This window comes from Nitrospira sp. CR1.1 (genome assembly GCA_014055465.1).
In the GTDB taxonomy this organism is placed as follows: Bacteria; Nitrospirota; Nitrospiria; order Nitrospirales; family Nitrospiraceae; genus Nitrospira_A.
In genome coordinates this window covers 79,612-95,660 of sequence record WIAF01000003.1, presented here as the reverse complement: position 1 = coordinate 95,660, position 16,049 = coordinate 79,612, and the positions used below count along the sequence as shown (strand labels likewise).

The following is a 16,049-nucleotide window of genomic DNA, read 5'->3' as shown; positions in this document are numbered from 1 at the left end:
TATGGATGGCGTCAATCCCGCCCAGCAGACGGAGCGCCCCCTTCCTCCACTCCGCAAGAATCTCCAGTTTCTTCGCGGGGCGCCGTCACCGGAGGGCGTGCCCACGTGGACGATTGTCGATCCGGTGCGCAATAAATACTTTCAGATCGAATGGCAGGTGTATCAACTGCTGGAGCGGTGGAGCGCCGGTACGATCGAGTCGTTGGTGAAGGTTGTCGCGCGCGACACCACCTCGCGTCTCCGCGTCGAGGATGTCGAGGACTTTGTCCGATTTCTCTATGCCAACAATCTCACCGATCAGTCAGCGAGCGGCCAGACGAAGGATTATGTCGCGCAGCAGGCCGCGCGCCGCCAGGTCTGGTGGCAGTGGTTGCTGCACCATTACCTCTTTATCAAGATTCCGCTCTTCCGCCCCGACGCGTTTCTTCGCATGACCCTTCCCCTTGTTGCGCCGTTGTATACCGTCGCTGCTGCCTGGGTCTTCGGAGCCTTGACCTGTGCCGGCCTGTTCCTCGTCAGTCGCCAGTGGGATATGTTCCTGTCGACCTTCTTGCACTTCTTCAATTGGCACGGCGCGGTTATGTATGCCGCCGTGCTGTGCGCGGTCAAAGGCGTTCATGAACTTGGCCATGCTTATACCGCGACGCGATTCGGGTGCCGGGTCCCGACGATCGGTGTGGCGTTCATGGTGATGATGCCCGTGCTGTACTCCGATGTGAGCGACGCGTACCGGTTGAACGACAAGCGCAAGCGGTTGGCCGTGGCGGCGGCCGGCGTGTTGGCGGAACTCGGCTTGGCCGCGGTGGCGACGTTTCTGTGGGGATTCCTGCCGGACGGCGCCGTCCGCAGCATGGCGTTCGTCGTGGCCACGACCAGCTGGATCATGAGTCTGTCGGTCAATCTCAATCCGCTGATGCGATTCGACGGCTATTACCTGCTGGCCGACGGACTCGGGGTGCCGAATCTTCAGGATCGCGCGTTTGCCCTCGGTCAGTGGCGATTGCGGGAATTGTTGTTTGCCCCGGGAGCCCCACCGCCGGAAGTGGTCGGCGCATCGAGGCGGAGCCGTATGGTGGCCTATGCCTGGGCCGTGTGGTGTTACCGGATTGTGCTCTTCACCGGCATCGCGATTACGGTGTATCACTACTTCTTCAAACTTCTCGGCATTGTGTTGTTTCTCGTTGAGATTCTGTTCTTCGTCTGTTTTCCGATCGGGCGCGAGTTGGCGGCCTGGTGGGGGCGTCGGACCCTCTATGCCTCGACCCGCCGGTTTGCGGTGACGATGGGCATCCTGGCGGCCGGCCTGCTGCTGCTGTTCATTCCCTGGGGCGGCCGCGTCTCGATTCCTGCGGTGCTGCAAGCGGCGTCCTATGCCACGGTTTATCCACCGGCTCCTGGCCGGATTGTCTCGGTGAGCGCCATGGCGGGGCAATCCGTCCGGCAGGGGGAAACGTTGCTGGTGATGGAAACCCCGGAATTGGACAAGGCGTCAAAGGTGGCGAGGATTCAGCTGGAGGGGTTGAATCTTCGCACGCAGCGCCAGGCCGGCAACACCGAGGATCGAGCGCAGGCGTTGGTGATCCGGGAGGCGTTGAGTGTGAAACAAGCGGAGCTGGATGGGGTGGCCGAGCGGCAACAGAACCTGCGGCTGCATGCGCCGATCGCGGGGGTTGTGGCGGATCGCGCGGAGTCGCTCTATCCCGGACGATGGATCAACACGGACCTGCCGGTTGCCTATGTCGTCGATCCCCATCGGACGCATCTTCTCGCCCTGGTATCCGTGGAGGATGTCCGGTTCCTGGCTCCCGGACAAGACGCGCGGTTCATTCCCGACGACCTGACACGAGCCACGAGACATGCACGGCTGCTCGAAATCAGGGATCTCGATGAACAAGATCTGTCGGTTCCCTATTTCGCCTCGATCTACGGAGGGGAGGTCCCGGTCAGGAAAGATGCGCGGGGGCGTCTTCAAGCCGAACAGTCCGTGTACCGGGTCGAGTTTGACGTGCTGGATGACGAGGAACCCCTGCATCAAGCCGTCACCGGGCACGCGGTGCTCATGGGGCAGAACCGCAGCCTCGCCGGCCGGATATGGGATCGGGTTGCGGCCGTCTCGATTCGAGAGAGTGGATTCTGAGGGCGAGCGGGCCGGATCACGGTTGACGATCGGACTATTGCGGGCCACCGACTGAGCCGGTCCTGTTGAACCTGTTGTGCGTGTTCGTGTGCGTTGTACGCCGTTTGATTTCCTGCATGCCAGTCTCGCCTAAGCTCTGCTCGGATCTCCCCGTCAGACTTCAGCTCCTACAGTGCTCATCCGACAAAGACAGAGGGGAATCGGGCTGCCAAGAAGGGGGCAGGATGGGGTGGTTCGGCTTCATGTTTAAAAAACAGGGCAACGAGGCCAATACCTCCAAGTCGTCGAAGCCTCCGCTTCAGACCGGCTCGCTGCAGTCGTCGTGTTTGTCTCTCGAGCAGCGGTTGATGTTTGATGCGGCTGCAGCGGCCACGGCGGCCGACGTTGCCGCGGAACAGGTCGCGCAGAAGCAAGCCGAGGCAGCGCTTTCTGCGGAGGCGCATGCGGAGGAAGGCGGCTCGGACACGGGACCCGCTGAAAGCGGGGATCTCGTCCAGGCGCTTACGACGTTTTTGCCGACAGACTCTCCCACTGAAATTGCCTTCGTCGACCCGACCGTGCCGGACTATAAAGACATTGTTGCCGGAATGGGACCACACATTGAAGTCATTGTGCTCGACGCCACACGCGATGGGATGGAGCAGATTGCAGAATCGTTAGCCGGCCGTACCAGTATTGACGCAATCCATCTCATCAGTCACGGCGATCAAGGCCGACTGAATCTCGGGACCGGAACCCTCACTCAGGCCTCGATGGTCGAGGAATATGCCGATGAACTGGCCTCGATTAAGCAGAGTCTCTCGGAGTCGGCCGACATTTTGGTGTACGGGTGCAATTTTTCAGAAGGGCCTATCGGACAGGAGGCGGTCACCCAGCTCAGCCAGTTGACTGGCGCCGATGTTGCCTCGAGCACTGATTCGACCGGCTCGGCGGAATTTGGCGGTGATTGGGTGCTCGAGACACAAACAGGGTCTATCGAAGCGACCCTTGCTGTAACCGACGAGGTCCAAGTGAACTGGAAAGGCTTGCTGGCAGAAACCTGGATGAATGCCAGTACGGGAGCCGTCATTGCGGGGCCGGCGGGGAACGACTGGTATGTGGGAGACTCGGCTAACAATACACCGACTGCAGCCGGCGGAGGCGCCGACATCATGTATGGGGCTGGAGGCGACGATACGCTCCAGGGAGGAAGCGGTAACGATATTCTGGTCGGCGGCACCGGGAACGACACGCTCTCTGGCAACAGCGACGATGATGTGATTCTCGGGGGGGCTGGCAACGACTATCTGGATGGAGGGAGTGCTGTAGGAAAGAATCTAATCATCGGCGGCGGGGGAAACGATCAGATGGTGGGCGGGACCGGCGTGGATGTGTTCCGGTTTACGGGAGCGCTGTCTGGTGATGTCTATACCGTTGATGGTAGTAGTGGGACCGATATCATCGATCTGAGCGAGTTTTCGACTGCCACCATCACCAACAGCGGCGGCGTTATCACCGTCGATCGTGGTGGCGGGGACGTCTTTACAATTAATCACTCAAATGTCGAATCCGTCATCACTGCTGCGACGGTGGGTAACCATGGCCCCCTGGCAGATGCAGGGCCGGACCAAGCGGTCGCCATGAATTCAACCGTGACACTCACCGCTGCCGCAAGTTCCGACCGGGATGGCAACCCGCTGACGTACCAATGGACGCAGATTGAAGGAACAAAGGTCACGCTGAGTAGTTCTACCGCAGCCTCCCCAACCTTTACGGCTCCAAGTTCTGCCACCACGCTTCAATTTGTCGTTGTGGTTTCTGATGGGACCACGACGCATGCCGATACGGTGACAATCAGCGTCGGAGCATCCAACAACGCGCCATCGGACATCGTCTTCGACTCGGAATCGACGGCCGAGTCGGTGGTTAACACCTATGTCACGAGCGATCAGAATCAGCCTGCTATTGCGGCACTACCTGCCGGGGGGTATGTGGCGGTCTGGGTTTCGAATGGCCAGGATGGGAGTGGCACAGGCATCTATGGTCAGCGCTTCAACGAGGCAGGCGCCAAAGTCGGCGCCGAATTCCTCGTCACGACAGAAGTTGCCGACAACGAAACAGGCCCCTCGATTTCGACCTTCTCGGACGGCGGTTTCGTTGTCGCCTGGCAGGACCAGACGAGTGGGGTGCGCGCCTGGACCGAGGCACGCGTCTTCAACCCCGACGGCACTGCCGCCACCGCCGAGTTCACGGTCAGCCCCGGCACCGATGGCAACAACGAGGGCTATCAGCCCGCGGTGCAGACGCTGAACGCAAACCGGTTCGCGGTCGTCTGGAGCAACGAAACCGCTGGCAGCACGTACGAGGTTCGCGGTGGCATCTATGACCGCAACGGCGTGTTGCAAGGCTCGCAGTTCACCGTCGGCTCGCTACAGAACAGCAGCGCGCTATTTGGTGCGCAGTCCGAAGTCACGTTGCTCAATGATGGGGGCTTTGCCGTCGCGTGGCGGGCCTACACCGGGACGGCTTTCGAAAGCCATCTGCGTATCATGAACAGCGACGGGAGTGGCCGATCTGCTGACATTCTGCTCGGTGGTGGTCACCGCACTGACGTATCCGGGCTTAGAGACGGGAACCTCGTGGTCGTCTACGGTACGGGCACCGACATCAGAGCACACATATTCAACAGTGCGGGCACGGAACTCGTCCCTGCCTTCACCGTGAACACATCCACCGCCGGAACGCAGAGCGAGCCAACCGTGACGCGTTCGGATGATGGCTTTGTCGTCATGTGGCAGTCCGATACAGGGGATGGTAGCGGTAGCGGCATCTATGCGCAACGTTTCGACGCCAGCGGCACTCGCATCGGCAGTGAGGTGTTGGTCAACACGACGACCGCGGGCACACAGGCATTCCCTGAAGCTATCGAGACGCGCTCCGGACAAGTGCGGGTCGCCTGGGAGAGCGAGAACGTTGACGGCAATGGCTATGCTGTGGTCTCGCGCGTGCTCTCCACCGGCAACGCCACCGTCTCGGAATCCGCTGTCAATGGCACCCGTGTGGCCGATGTGGTGGGCGTGTTCGATATCGACAACAGCGACACGGCGACGTATTCGTTGACCAATAACGCTGGCGGACGTTTTGCGATTCATTCAACGACGGGCGAGATTACCGTTGCGAACGCCGCACTTCTCGACTACGAGACCAATACCTCGCACGCGATCACCGTGCGCGTGACCGACAGCGGCGGCTCCACCTATGACGAGGTACTGACTATCACTGTGCTCGACGCCAACGATGCGCCGGTGCTGGCGGATACCGCCTTGTCCATTACCGTGGCGGAAGATGCAGGCGCGCCAAGTGGGGCCGTTGGCAGTTTGGTGAGTGCGTTCACGGGGGGCATCACGGACGTGGATAGCGGGGCGGTGAAGGGGCTGGCGATCACCGGGAGCACCGAGACGAACGGGACCTGGTACTACACGACAAACGGGGGCACGACGTGGACGGCGGTGGGAACGGTGAGTAATACGTCGGCGCTGCTCTTAGCGGACAATGCGAGTACGCGGCTCTATTTTTCCCCGAGCGCCGATTACAACGGGACGAGCAGCGCGGCGTTGACCGTGCGGGCGTGGGACCAGACGAGCGGGACGGCGGGGAGCAAGGTGAGCGCGGCGAGCAACGGGGGGGCGACGGCATTCTCCAGTGCGACCGACACCATCGACGTGAGCGTGACGCCGGTCAACGACGCGCCCAGCAACACGGTTCCGGGTGCTCAGACAACCACCGAAGACACCAACCTCGTCTTCTCTGCCGGTAACAGCAATCAGATCAGCATCCGCGATCCTGACGGTAGCGGAAGCACGGTTGAGATCACCCTATCCGTGACGAACGGTACCCTCACACTGGCGAGTACGTCCGGCCTGACATTTGTAAGGGGCGACGGCACAAGCGATAGCTCAATGACTATTCGAGGTACGGTGACGAACCTCAATACCGCGCTTAATGGGCTGACCTATACTCCGAATTCTCAGTATAGCGGCGGGACGGTGTTGACACTCAGCACACTGGACTCCACGTTGCTCAGCCTGAAGACCGATGCCAACCTGCAAGGGTGGTATGAATTCAGCGGCGATGCCAACGATACCAGCCCAGGTCCTGCACAAAACGCGACGCTGTTCAATGGTGCGGTGATTACGACTGATGGCACACGCGGCCAAGTCCTGTCACTCGATGGCGTGAATGATTATGCGGATCTGTCTGCCTATACGGCGGATTATGCAGGTTTCACGGAAGGAACCATTTCAGGATGGATCAAAGCCACCGGCACGTTTGAAACGATCTTCTCGATCTCCGACACGGCTGATACCGGCAGTTACGCCTCGCTGTTTCTAGGCGCCTCCGGCTACCTGACCTACGAGGTGATGGAGAATGGCGTCATGCAATTAGCCGTGTATAAGAGCGATATCAGGATCAACGACGGCAACTGGCATCACGTGGCCGTGACGGTCGGGGCGTCCGGGAATAGCCTGTACGTCGATGGGCAGCTCGCGACGGCTGGTCAATTGACCTACGATACGGGAAATTCAACAACCCAACACTTCTTTTCCAGTGTGACCAGCCTTGATTCGATGGCTATAGGCCGCAATCAGGATTCGGGGGGCGGAAAGTGGTACGCGACGGGCAGTCTCGACAGCGTGGGCGTTTATAATCGAGTGCTGACTGCTGGAGAAATCGCCTCGCTTGCTACTGATGTGTCTTTCACCGACACCGATACGGTGGCGATTACCGTGACGGCGGTGAACGATGCGCCGGTGCTGGCGGATACCGCCTTGTCCATTACCGTGGCGGAAGACGCAGGCGCGCCAAGTGGGGCCGTTGGCAGTTTGGTGAGTGCGTTCACGGGGGGCATCACGGACGTGGATAGCGGGGCGGTCAAGGGCATCGCGATCACCGGGAGCACCGAGACGAACGGGACCTGGTACTACACGACAAACGGGGGCACGACGTGGACGGCGGTGGGAACGGTGAGCAATACGTCGGCGCTGCTCTTAGCGGACAATGCGAGTACGCGGCTCTATTTTTCCCCGAGCGCTGATTACAACGGGACGAGCAGCGCGGCGTTGACAGTGCGGGCGTGGGACCAGACGAGCGGGACGGCGGGGAGCAAGGTGAGCGCGGCGAGCAACGGGGGGACGACGGCATTCTCCAGTGCGACCGACACCATCGACGTGAGCGTGACGCCGGTCAACGACGCGCCAACGGATCTGAGTCTCTCGGCAAATACGGTGGCGGAGAACGCGGCGAATGGGACGGTGGTGGGGACGGTGAGCGGGACTGACCCGGATAGCGGCGACACCAAGACCTATAGTTTTACCGATAGTGCGGGAGGACGGTTTGCCATCAATAGTGCGACCGGTGTGATCACGGTCGCCGACAGCAGTCTGCTGAATTACGAGAGTGCGACGAGTCACACCGTGACGGTGCGGGTAACGGATAGCGGGGGCCTCACCTACAACGAGAGCTTCACGATTAATCTCACGAATGTCAACGAAGGTCCCACGTTTACGGTTGGTGGTGGGATCGTCACGACGGATGTGATTTTCAACGAAGCCGGCGAGGATGTGGTGGTGCAGCCGGATGGAAAGATTCTGGTGGTTGGGACTTCCGGGAGCCCCTCGGCGATGACCGTGACACGCTATAACAGCGATGGCTCTCTTGATACCAGTTTTGCCGGCGGCGGAATTTATCGCCTACCTGCTGCTGTTCAGCAGAGCGGAGATGGTCTGACGTTGCAAGCGGACGGGAAGATCCTTCTTGTAGGCTATTCCTATCCTGCTTCTCAGAACGACTTTCTGTTGGTGCGTTTGAACGCCGACGGCTCACCGGATACGAGTTTTGGCGGGGGCGATGGCGTCGTGACCACCGACCTGAGCTCCAATGATGCTGCAACTACAGTGGTGGTGCAGGCGGACGGCAAGATCCTCGTAGGAGGCTATACCACCGGAGCCGGACTCGATTTTATGGTCGCTCGGTACCTTGCCGATGGATCACTGGATACCAGCTTCGGCAGTAATGGCATCGTGACCACCACCTTTGGCGGGAGCGCGAGCGATGTGCTGAACAGCTTGGTCGTTCAGCCGGACGGCAAGATCGTCGTTGCGGGAGGCGGCGGCAATTATGACTTGACGATTGCCCGGTACAACAGTGATGGGTCTCTGGATACAGGTTTCGGGACCGGGGGGAAGGTCACCACCAGTGCCGATGGGTCCGGCTTTGAATCGCTTTTCGGTCTGGCAGTTCAGGCGGACGGAAAGCTGGTAGCCGCTGGGTATTCAGGCAACGAGATCGTGCTTATCCGCTATAACACCGATGGGTCACTCGATACGAGTCTTGGCGGAACGGGAACAGTTGTCACGAGTCTCGGATCCGGTGCCGACAGCGGGTATGATCTTGCCCTTCAAAGTGACGGCAAGATTGTCGTGGTTGGATGCACCGATAATGGCAGCAATCATGATGTCGCGGTGGTGCGGTACAACAGCAATGGGACATTGGACACCAGCTTCGGCGGTGGTGACGGGGTGGTCACCACCGCGATCGGGTCAGGGGGAGATGAGGGGTTGGCCGTTGCGATTCAATCAGACGGCAAGATCGTCGTCTCCGGAAAAACCTGGAATGGCACCGATTATGACATCGCCCTGCTCCGGTACAACACGGATGGGTCCCTCGACCCTCAATTTGGCGCCACGTTGACCAACACCCTTGACGGCGCACCGACCTTCACCGAAGGTGGCTCGCCGGTGGTGCTGGACGCCGATGTGCGGATCTTCGATGCCGAGCTGAGTGCGGCAAATAGTTTCAATGGGGCGACCCTGACGCTCTCCCGCAATGGCGGGGCCAATAGCCAAGATGTGTACAGTGCGACGGGCACCCTTTCCTCCATCTCGGCGGCGAGCGGGAACGTGGTGGTGGGGGGCACCACGATCGGGACCTACACCAACAGCGGTGGCACGCTCGTGTTTACGTTCAACAGCGGCGCGACCAATGCGTTGGTGAATGCGGCGATGCAACAGGTTGCGTACAGCAACAGCAGCGATGCGCCGCCGAGCTCAGCTCAGATCAATTGGACCTTCAACGACGGCAACGGCGGCAGTCAGGGGAGCGGTGGAGCGCTGAGTATCACGGGGAGCACGACGGTCACCATCACGGCGGTCAACGATCCGACCGTGGTGACGGGGGGCACGAGCGGGACGGGCAATGAAGACACGACCCTGACCGGGACCCTGACGGCGACCGATGCCGACGGGCTGAGCGACGGCAGCGTGTATACGGTGAGCGCCAATGCGACGAACGGGACGGCGAGCATCAATCCGGCGACAGGCCTGTGGAGCTACACGCCCACGGCCGACTTTCACGGCAGCGACAGCTTCACCGTGACCATCACCGACGATGCGGGCACCAGCAGCACGCAAGTGATCACGCTGAGCGTGACGCCGGTGGCGGACATCACCGCCGACAGTCTGACGACGGCGGAGGATACGGCGATCAGCGCGAACGTGCTGACGGGGACGAACGGGGCGACGGCGGACAGCTTTGAAGGCACGCCGGTGCTGACGAACGTGACGCAAGGGGCGAACGGGAGCGTGACGTACCTGGCGAACGGGACCGTGACCTACACGCCGACCGCGAACTTCACCGGGACCGACAGCTTTACCTACACCATCACGAGCGGGGGCGTGCCGGAGACCGCGACGGTGACCGTGACCGTGACGGCGGTGAATGATGCACCGGTGCTGTCGGACACCGCCTTGTCCATTACCGTGGCGGAAGATGCAGGCGCGCCAAGTGGGGCCGTTGGCTCGGCCATCAGTGCGTTCACGGGTGGGATTACCGATGTGGACAGCGCGGCGGTCAAGGGCATTGCGATCACCGGGAGCACCGAGACGAACGGGACCTGGCACTACACGACGAATGGGGGCACGACGTGGAAGGCGGTGGGGACGGTGAGTAATACGTCGGCGCTGCTCTTAGCGGACAATGCGAGTACGCGGCTCTATTTTTCCCCGAGCGCCGATTACAACGGGACGAGCAGCGCGGTGTTGACCGTGCGGGCGTGGGACCAGACGAGCGGGACGGCGGGCAGCAAGGTGAGTGCGGCGAGCAACGGGGGGACGACGGCGTTCTCCAGTGCAACCGACACCATCGACGTGAGCGTGACGCCGGTCAACGATGCGCCAGTTCTCAGCGTCAACCAAGGTGCAACGGTTGATGAAGGCAGCTCGATCGTGCTGACCGGTAAGAACCTTCAGGTGACGGATGTCGATAACTCATCGGGCGAAATACGGTTTATCCTCACATCGGTGCCTGGAAACGGCGCTTTGCTGATGAAGGGTGTTCCTCTTGGGATAAAAGATTCATTCACCCAGGCTGATATCGACAACGGTATCATTGAATATATTCATGACGGTAATGAAACGACCTCCGACAGCCTGACCTTCATCGTCGATGATGGGGCAGGCGGAGCAATAAAGGAATCAACCTTCAGCATCACGGTGGTTCCCGTCAATGACGCCCCTATCCTGAATGTCAACGAAGGGGGAACGGTTGATGAAGGCGGGTCGTTTGTCCTGACGACCAAGAATCTTCAGGTGACGGATGCCGACAACCTGCCTAGCGAACTACGCTATACGCTCACGTCGCTTCCAGCCAACGGGACGTTTCTGCTGAAAGGCACGCCGCTGGGGTTGAAGGACTCTTTTACCCAGGAGGATATCGATATCGGGATCGTGGAGTATCTGCACGACGGAAGCGAGACCACGTCCGACAGCGTGGCCTTCGTGGTGGAGGATGGCGCAGGCGGGGCTCTGTCGGAAACCATCTTTAAGATCGCGGTCACCCCGGTCAATGACGCGCCGACGGATCTGAGTCTCTCGGCGAACCAGGTTGCCGAGAATGCCGCGAACGGGACGGTGGTAGGGACGGTGAGCGGGACGGACCCGGATAGCGGCGACACAACGGCCTACAGCCTGACGGACAGCGCCGGGGGACGGTTTGCCATCAACGGCAGCACAGGCCAGATCACCGTGGCTGACGGGTCGCTGCTGAACTACGAAGCCGCCACCAGCCACAACGTGACGGTGCGGGTGACGGACAGCGGCGGGCTGACGTACGACGAGACGTTCACAATCAACCTGACCAACGTGAACGAAGCGCCCACCGTGACGATGAGCGGTGGTTCCGTGCAATACAATGAGAACGCTTCCCCCGTGATTATCGATGCGGGCGTCACCCTGTCGGATGTTGATAGCGCTACTCTGACTGGAGCCACCGTGCAGGTTACTGTGGCCTACAACAGTACTCAGGATGTGCTGGCATTTACGAACCAACTTGGCATCACCGGATCATGGGACAGTGCCACAGGCACCCTGACCTTGAGCGGGGCCGCCACGGTTGCGGAGTACCAGACGGCGCTCCGATCCATTACCTATCAGAATACAAGCGACAATCCTACGATCTCCGTCCGAACAGTTTCTTTCTCCGTGACGGACGGGACAGCCAGTAGTGCGGCAGCGACGCGCCAAGTGCAGGTCGTTGCTTGGGCCGATGCACCCGTGACCGACAATGTGACCGCCAGCGGCCCCGAAGACGCTACCGCGATCGCTGTCACCCTTACCGGGAGTGATGTCGATGGGACAGTCAACCAATTCCGCTTGGAATCGTTACCGGCCAACGGTTCTCTCTATCAGGATGCCGCCTGCACACTCGCCGTTGCGACGGGGACAGATTATGTCGCAACCGGGAATGCCCTTACGCTCTATTTCAAGCCAACCGCTGATTGGAATGGAAACACGACGTTTCAATTTTCTGCGAAGGACGACTGGGGGGCCTATGACGCGACACCTGGAATGGCGACCATTACCGTGACGCCGGTGAACGATGCGCCAACGGATCTGAGTCTCTCGGCGAACCAGGTCGCCGAGAATGCCGCAAACGGCACCGTGGTGGGGACGGTGAGCGGGACGGACCCGGATAGCGGCGACACAACGGCCTACAGCCTGACGGACAGCGCCGGGGGACGGTTTGCCATCAACGGCAGCACAGGCCAGATCACCGTGGCTGACGGGTCGCTGCTGAACTACGAAGCCGCCACCAGCCACAATGTGACGGTGCGGGTGACGGACAGCGGGGGGCTGACGTACGACGAGACGTTCACAATCAACCTGACCAACGTGAATGAAGCGCCGACGGGAGCGGATGCCACGATTACGCTCGCTGAAGACACCTCCCATACGTTCACCACCGGCAATTTTGGATTCAGCGATGTGGATGCGGGCGACAGCCTCAGTGCAGTGCGCATCGAGACCGTGCCGGCTGCAGGGACCCTGACCGTATCCGGCGTGCCTGTCACGGCCGGGCAACTCATTACGGTGGCCGATATCGGCGCGGGCAATTTGTGCTTTACACCGGCAGCCAACGCCAATGGGACCGGCTATGCCAGCTTCACCTTTTCTGTACGAGACAGCAGCAATGCCTACGATCCCATGCCTAATACCCTCACCATCAATGTCACGGCCGTCAACGACGCGCCGGTGCTCGTGGTGAATTCCGGCAGCACAGCTCTGGAGGGAGGGACGGACACGATTGACAGCAGCGAGCTGGCCGTTTCAGACGCGGATCATGCCGCTGCGCAATTGACCTACTCGATCGGTACCGGTCCCGCATACGGCCGCCTTGAATTGACGTCGGCGCCGGGTATGTCCGCGACATCGTTCACTCAAGCCGATATTGCATCGAATCGTCTGGTCTATGTGCACGACGGATCAGAAAGCACCGGCGACAGTTTTACCTTTACCGTGAGCGATGGATCGGGAGGCTTGTTGGGGGCCGCAACCGTGACCCTGACCATTACGCCGGTCAATGATGCGCCGACGATCATCAGCGCCGGCGGCGGGGCCACCGCCGCGATCAGCGTGGCAGAACACGTCAGCGCGGTCACGATTGTGAGCGGCAACGACGTTGATCTGCCTGCCCAATCGCTCTCCTACAGCGTGAGCGGCGGAATTGATCAGGCACTGTTTACGATCGATGCCGCAACCGGCGCCCTCAGTTTTACCGTCCCCCCCGACTTCAGCCTGCCGACCGATTCGAATAAAGATAACGTCTATGTTGTCCAGGTCCGAGTCACGGACGCGCAGGGGGCGAGTGCGACGCAGACACTTCACGTAACCGTGACGGACGTTGCCGAAAGCAGAGCGCCTATACCACTGCCACCCTCTCTCGTGCCAACCACCCCCCTGATTGCTCCCGCACCGATACCGGTCTCCGCACCGTTCACCCCGGTTGCGACAGGGCCCGTGGTCGAGCCGGTTGCGCCTAGTGCTCAGTCGACGGCCAGGGGGGGTGTCGTCCGGATGGCGCAAGAGACATCCCGGGAAACGACGTTCAGATCGGAGGAGCTGCGCCAGGCTGCAGTCCCGACTCACCGGGGAGAACGCGAGGGGAGAGCAGACGATCAGCCAGCACCGCCGCCGTTTACGTTATCCATAGATGCCACTCATGTGGATGCGCAGGAAGAGCGACTCTCGCCAGCCGTGCTGAGCGAACTTCTGTTTGCCAAGTTGGATGCGGTGATTGGGGAACTGGAAGATGCCGTAGCGGCTGACGTTGCTCAGCAAACACACATGACCAGAATCGCCGCTGCGGCCGGCGCGGCGCTCTCCGTGGGGTTTGTCGCCTGGGCGTTGCGGAGTACGGCTGTGCTCGTGAGTCTGTTTGCAACAATCCCGGCCTGGCGAACATTGGATCCCTTGCCGGTTCTTGCTTCACATCGTCAAGAACGGAGCGCGCGTAAGCGTGTGCAGGAAGATGTGGCACGAGAAGAAGAAAGCAAGTACCGGGGGCTGCAGGAACTCTTAGACCAAGAGGACGACAAGGTTCGCCGTTCGGCGGGATCCTAAGTGACTGTGATGCGACGTCTTTCACCACTCAGCCTCCTGAGCATCGGCCTCGTCAGTTTGACCATTAGCATTATGCTGGCGGGTGACTCGATTTTGGGATTGATTCCCAACGAGCAGCAGCAGCAGCTTCGGCAACGAAAGACGCTCAGTGAAACCCTGGCTGTGCAATATTCACTCTTAGCTCAACGGGGTGATGTGAAGACGATCGCATTGGCCTTAGACGCGCTGGTGGAGCGAAGCCCCGATGTCGAAGCTGCCGCGTTGATTACCATGGACGGCACCGTGATGGCTCACGCGGGGGCGAAGCATGTTGATTGGACTGGCGCCGAGCATGAAGCGTCGACCCCGACTCGCATCCATGTGCCGATCTATCAAGGTTCGTCTCCCTGGGGAGTATTGCACCTCTCGTTCCGGGTGGCGCCGAACACCTGGCGGTTGGGGCCGTGGGAAGGGTTGTCCGAGACATGGATACGATTCGTGCTCTTCGTCGCGATTGCGGCGTTTCCCGCCTACTGGTTCCTCATCAAGCGGGTCTTACGGCATCTGGACCCGTCAAAGGTCGTTCCTCCAAGGGTGAAGGCCGCGTTGGACACGTTGGCCGAGGGAGTCGTCATGCTTGATTTGGACGGAACCATCGTACTCTCAAATACGTCCTTTTCAAGGCGTGTCGGGTGTGAGACCGAACGGCTTGTCGGTCGGTTACTCTCGGGCTTGCCATGGGAAAACAGAGATGAGTCCACGCTGCCGTGGGTGCAGGTCCTCAAGTCGAAGGCCGCGGGAGCCGAAGATAAGATGAGCTGCGTCCTCCCGAACGGGGACGTCAAGCGATTTGTGGTCCATGCCGCGGCGATTCTCGGCGAACAGGGCGAGTTGCGAGGATGCATGACGTCCTTTAGCGATGTCACTGAACTGGAACAGGCCAACGATCAACTCCGACAGGCGATCGGGGAATTGGAATCGTCGAGAATGCAGGTGATGCGACAAAACGACGAATTGGAAGTGACGAATACGACCTTGCAACACGAAATACAGGAACGACAGAAAATTCAGGTGGAGCGCGAACTCTTGAGCAAGAAGCTCATGGAAACGTCCCGCCGGGTCGGAATGGCCGATGTGGCGTCGACGGTGCTCCACAATGTTGGGAATGTCTTGAACAGCATCAATGTCTCCGTCGAGGTCGTCGGGAAGACGCTCCGGCAATCGCCCGTTCATGATGTCGCCCTGCTTGCGGCACTATTACGGGAGCATCGCCACGACATGGCTGCCTTTCTCACCCAGGATCCCAAGGGACAGCAGATTCCGACGTATCTGTCGATGGTGGCGGAGGCGGTCGTCCAGAATTCGGCGGTGGTGGAGAAAGAGTTGAGCGCCTTGGGCAAACACATCGACCATATCCGTCAGGTTGTGACGCGTCAAGTGGATCTTGCGCGTCCTGGCGAGGTCGTCCTGGAGCCGGTGCTGTTCTCGGAGGTGTTCGATCAGGCGCTTGAGATCAATCGAGTGGCGTTGGAAATGGCCGGCATTGCGATCGTGCAAGAATATGCACAGCTGCCTCCAGGGCTAACGGATCAACATCAAGTCTTGCAGATCCTGGTCAATCTCGTGACCAACGCCAAGAACGCGATGATCGAGGCGGCGCCTGGTCTGCACCCGCACCGGTTGCTGCTGCGGCTGGGGGCGGCCGCCGATCGTCCCGGGTATGTTCGCTTCGAAGTCATCGATTCCGGCGTCGGCATTGCTCCCGCAAACCTCCCCCGCCTGTTTACGCAGGGGTTTACGACGCGCAAGGAAGGCCACGGAATCGGTCTCCATAGTGCGGCGCTGGCCGCGAAGAAGTTGGGCGGATCGTTGAACGCGTCCAGCTCCGGAGAAGGTCTTGGAGCCACGTTCACGTTGGATCTCCCTATTCAGGCATTGGCGGTGGCGGCATGACGCAAGCGGTGCGGTCTCATTCTCGTTGTGTCCGGTTCGGACCCGGA

Annotated in this window: 3 protein-coding genes; all 3 read left to right on the top strand. The window is 60.3% G+C overall.

Going from position 1 to position 16,049, the window contains the following annotated elements:
- Position 1: 1 nt before the first annotated feature.
- Complete coding sequence (locus GDA65_07305; GenBank protein MBA5862499.1) at positions 2-2,137, top strand: HlyD family efflux transporter periplasmic adaptor subunit; 2,136 nt, start codon at positions 2-4, stop codon at positions 2,135-2,137.
- A 116-nt stretch (positions 2,138-2,253) separates the two neighbouring features.
- Positions 2,254-14,070 carry a tandem-95 repeat protein gene (locus tag GDA65_07300; protein ID MBA5862498.1) on the top strand — a complete coding sequence of 3,939 codons (11,817 nt, stop codon included), beginning with the start codon at positions 2,254-2,256 and terminating at the stop codon, positions 14,068-14,070.
- A complete protein-coding gene (locus tag GDA65_07295; GenBank protein ID MBA5862497.1) occupies positions 14,071-16,002 on the top strand; it encodes a PAS domain-containing protein in 1,932 nt (643 codons plus the stop codon).
- The last annotated feature ends 47 nt before the right edge of the window (positions 16,003-16,049 follow it).

Bases quoted from the DNA above. Each gene is read 5' to 3' on its own strand.
- GDA65_07300 (MBA5862498.1), top strand. From the start codon at position 2,254: ATGCCAGTCTCGCCTAAGCTCTGCTCGGATCTCCCCGTCAGACTTCAG.
- GDA65_07305 (MBA5862499.1), top strand. From the start codon at position 2: ATGGATGGCGTCAATCCCGCCCAGCAGACGGAGCGCCCCCTTCCTCCA.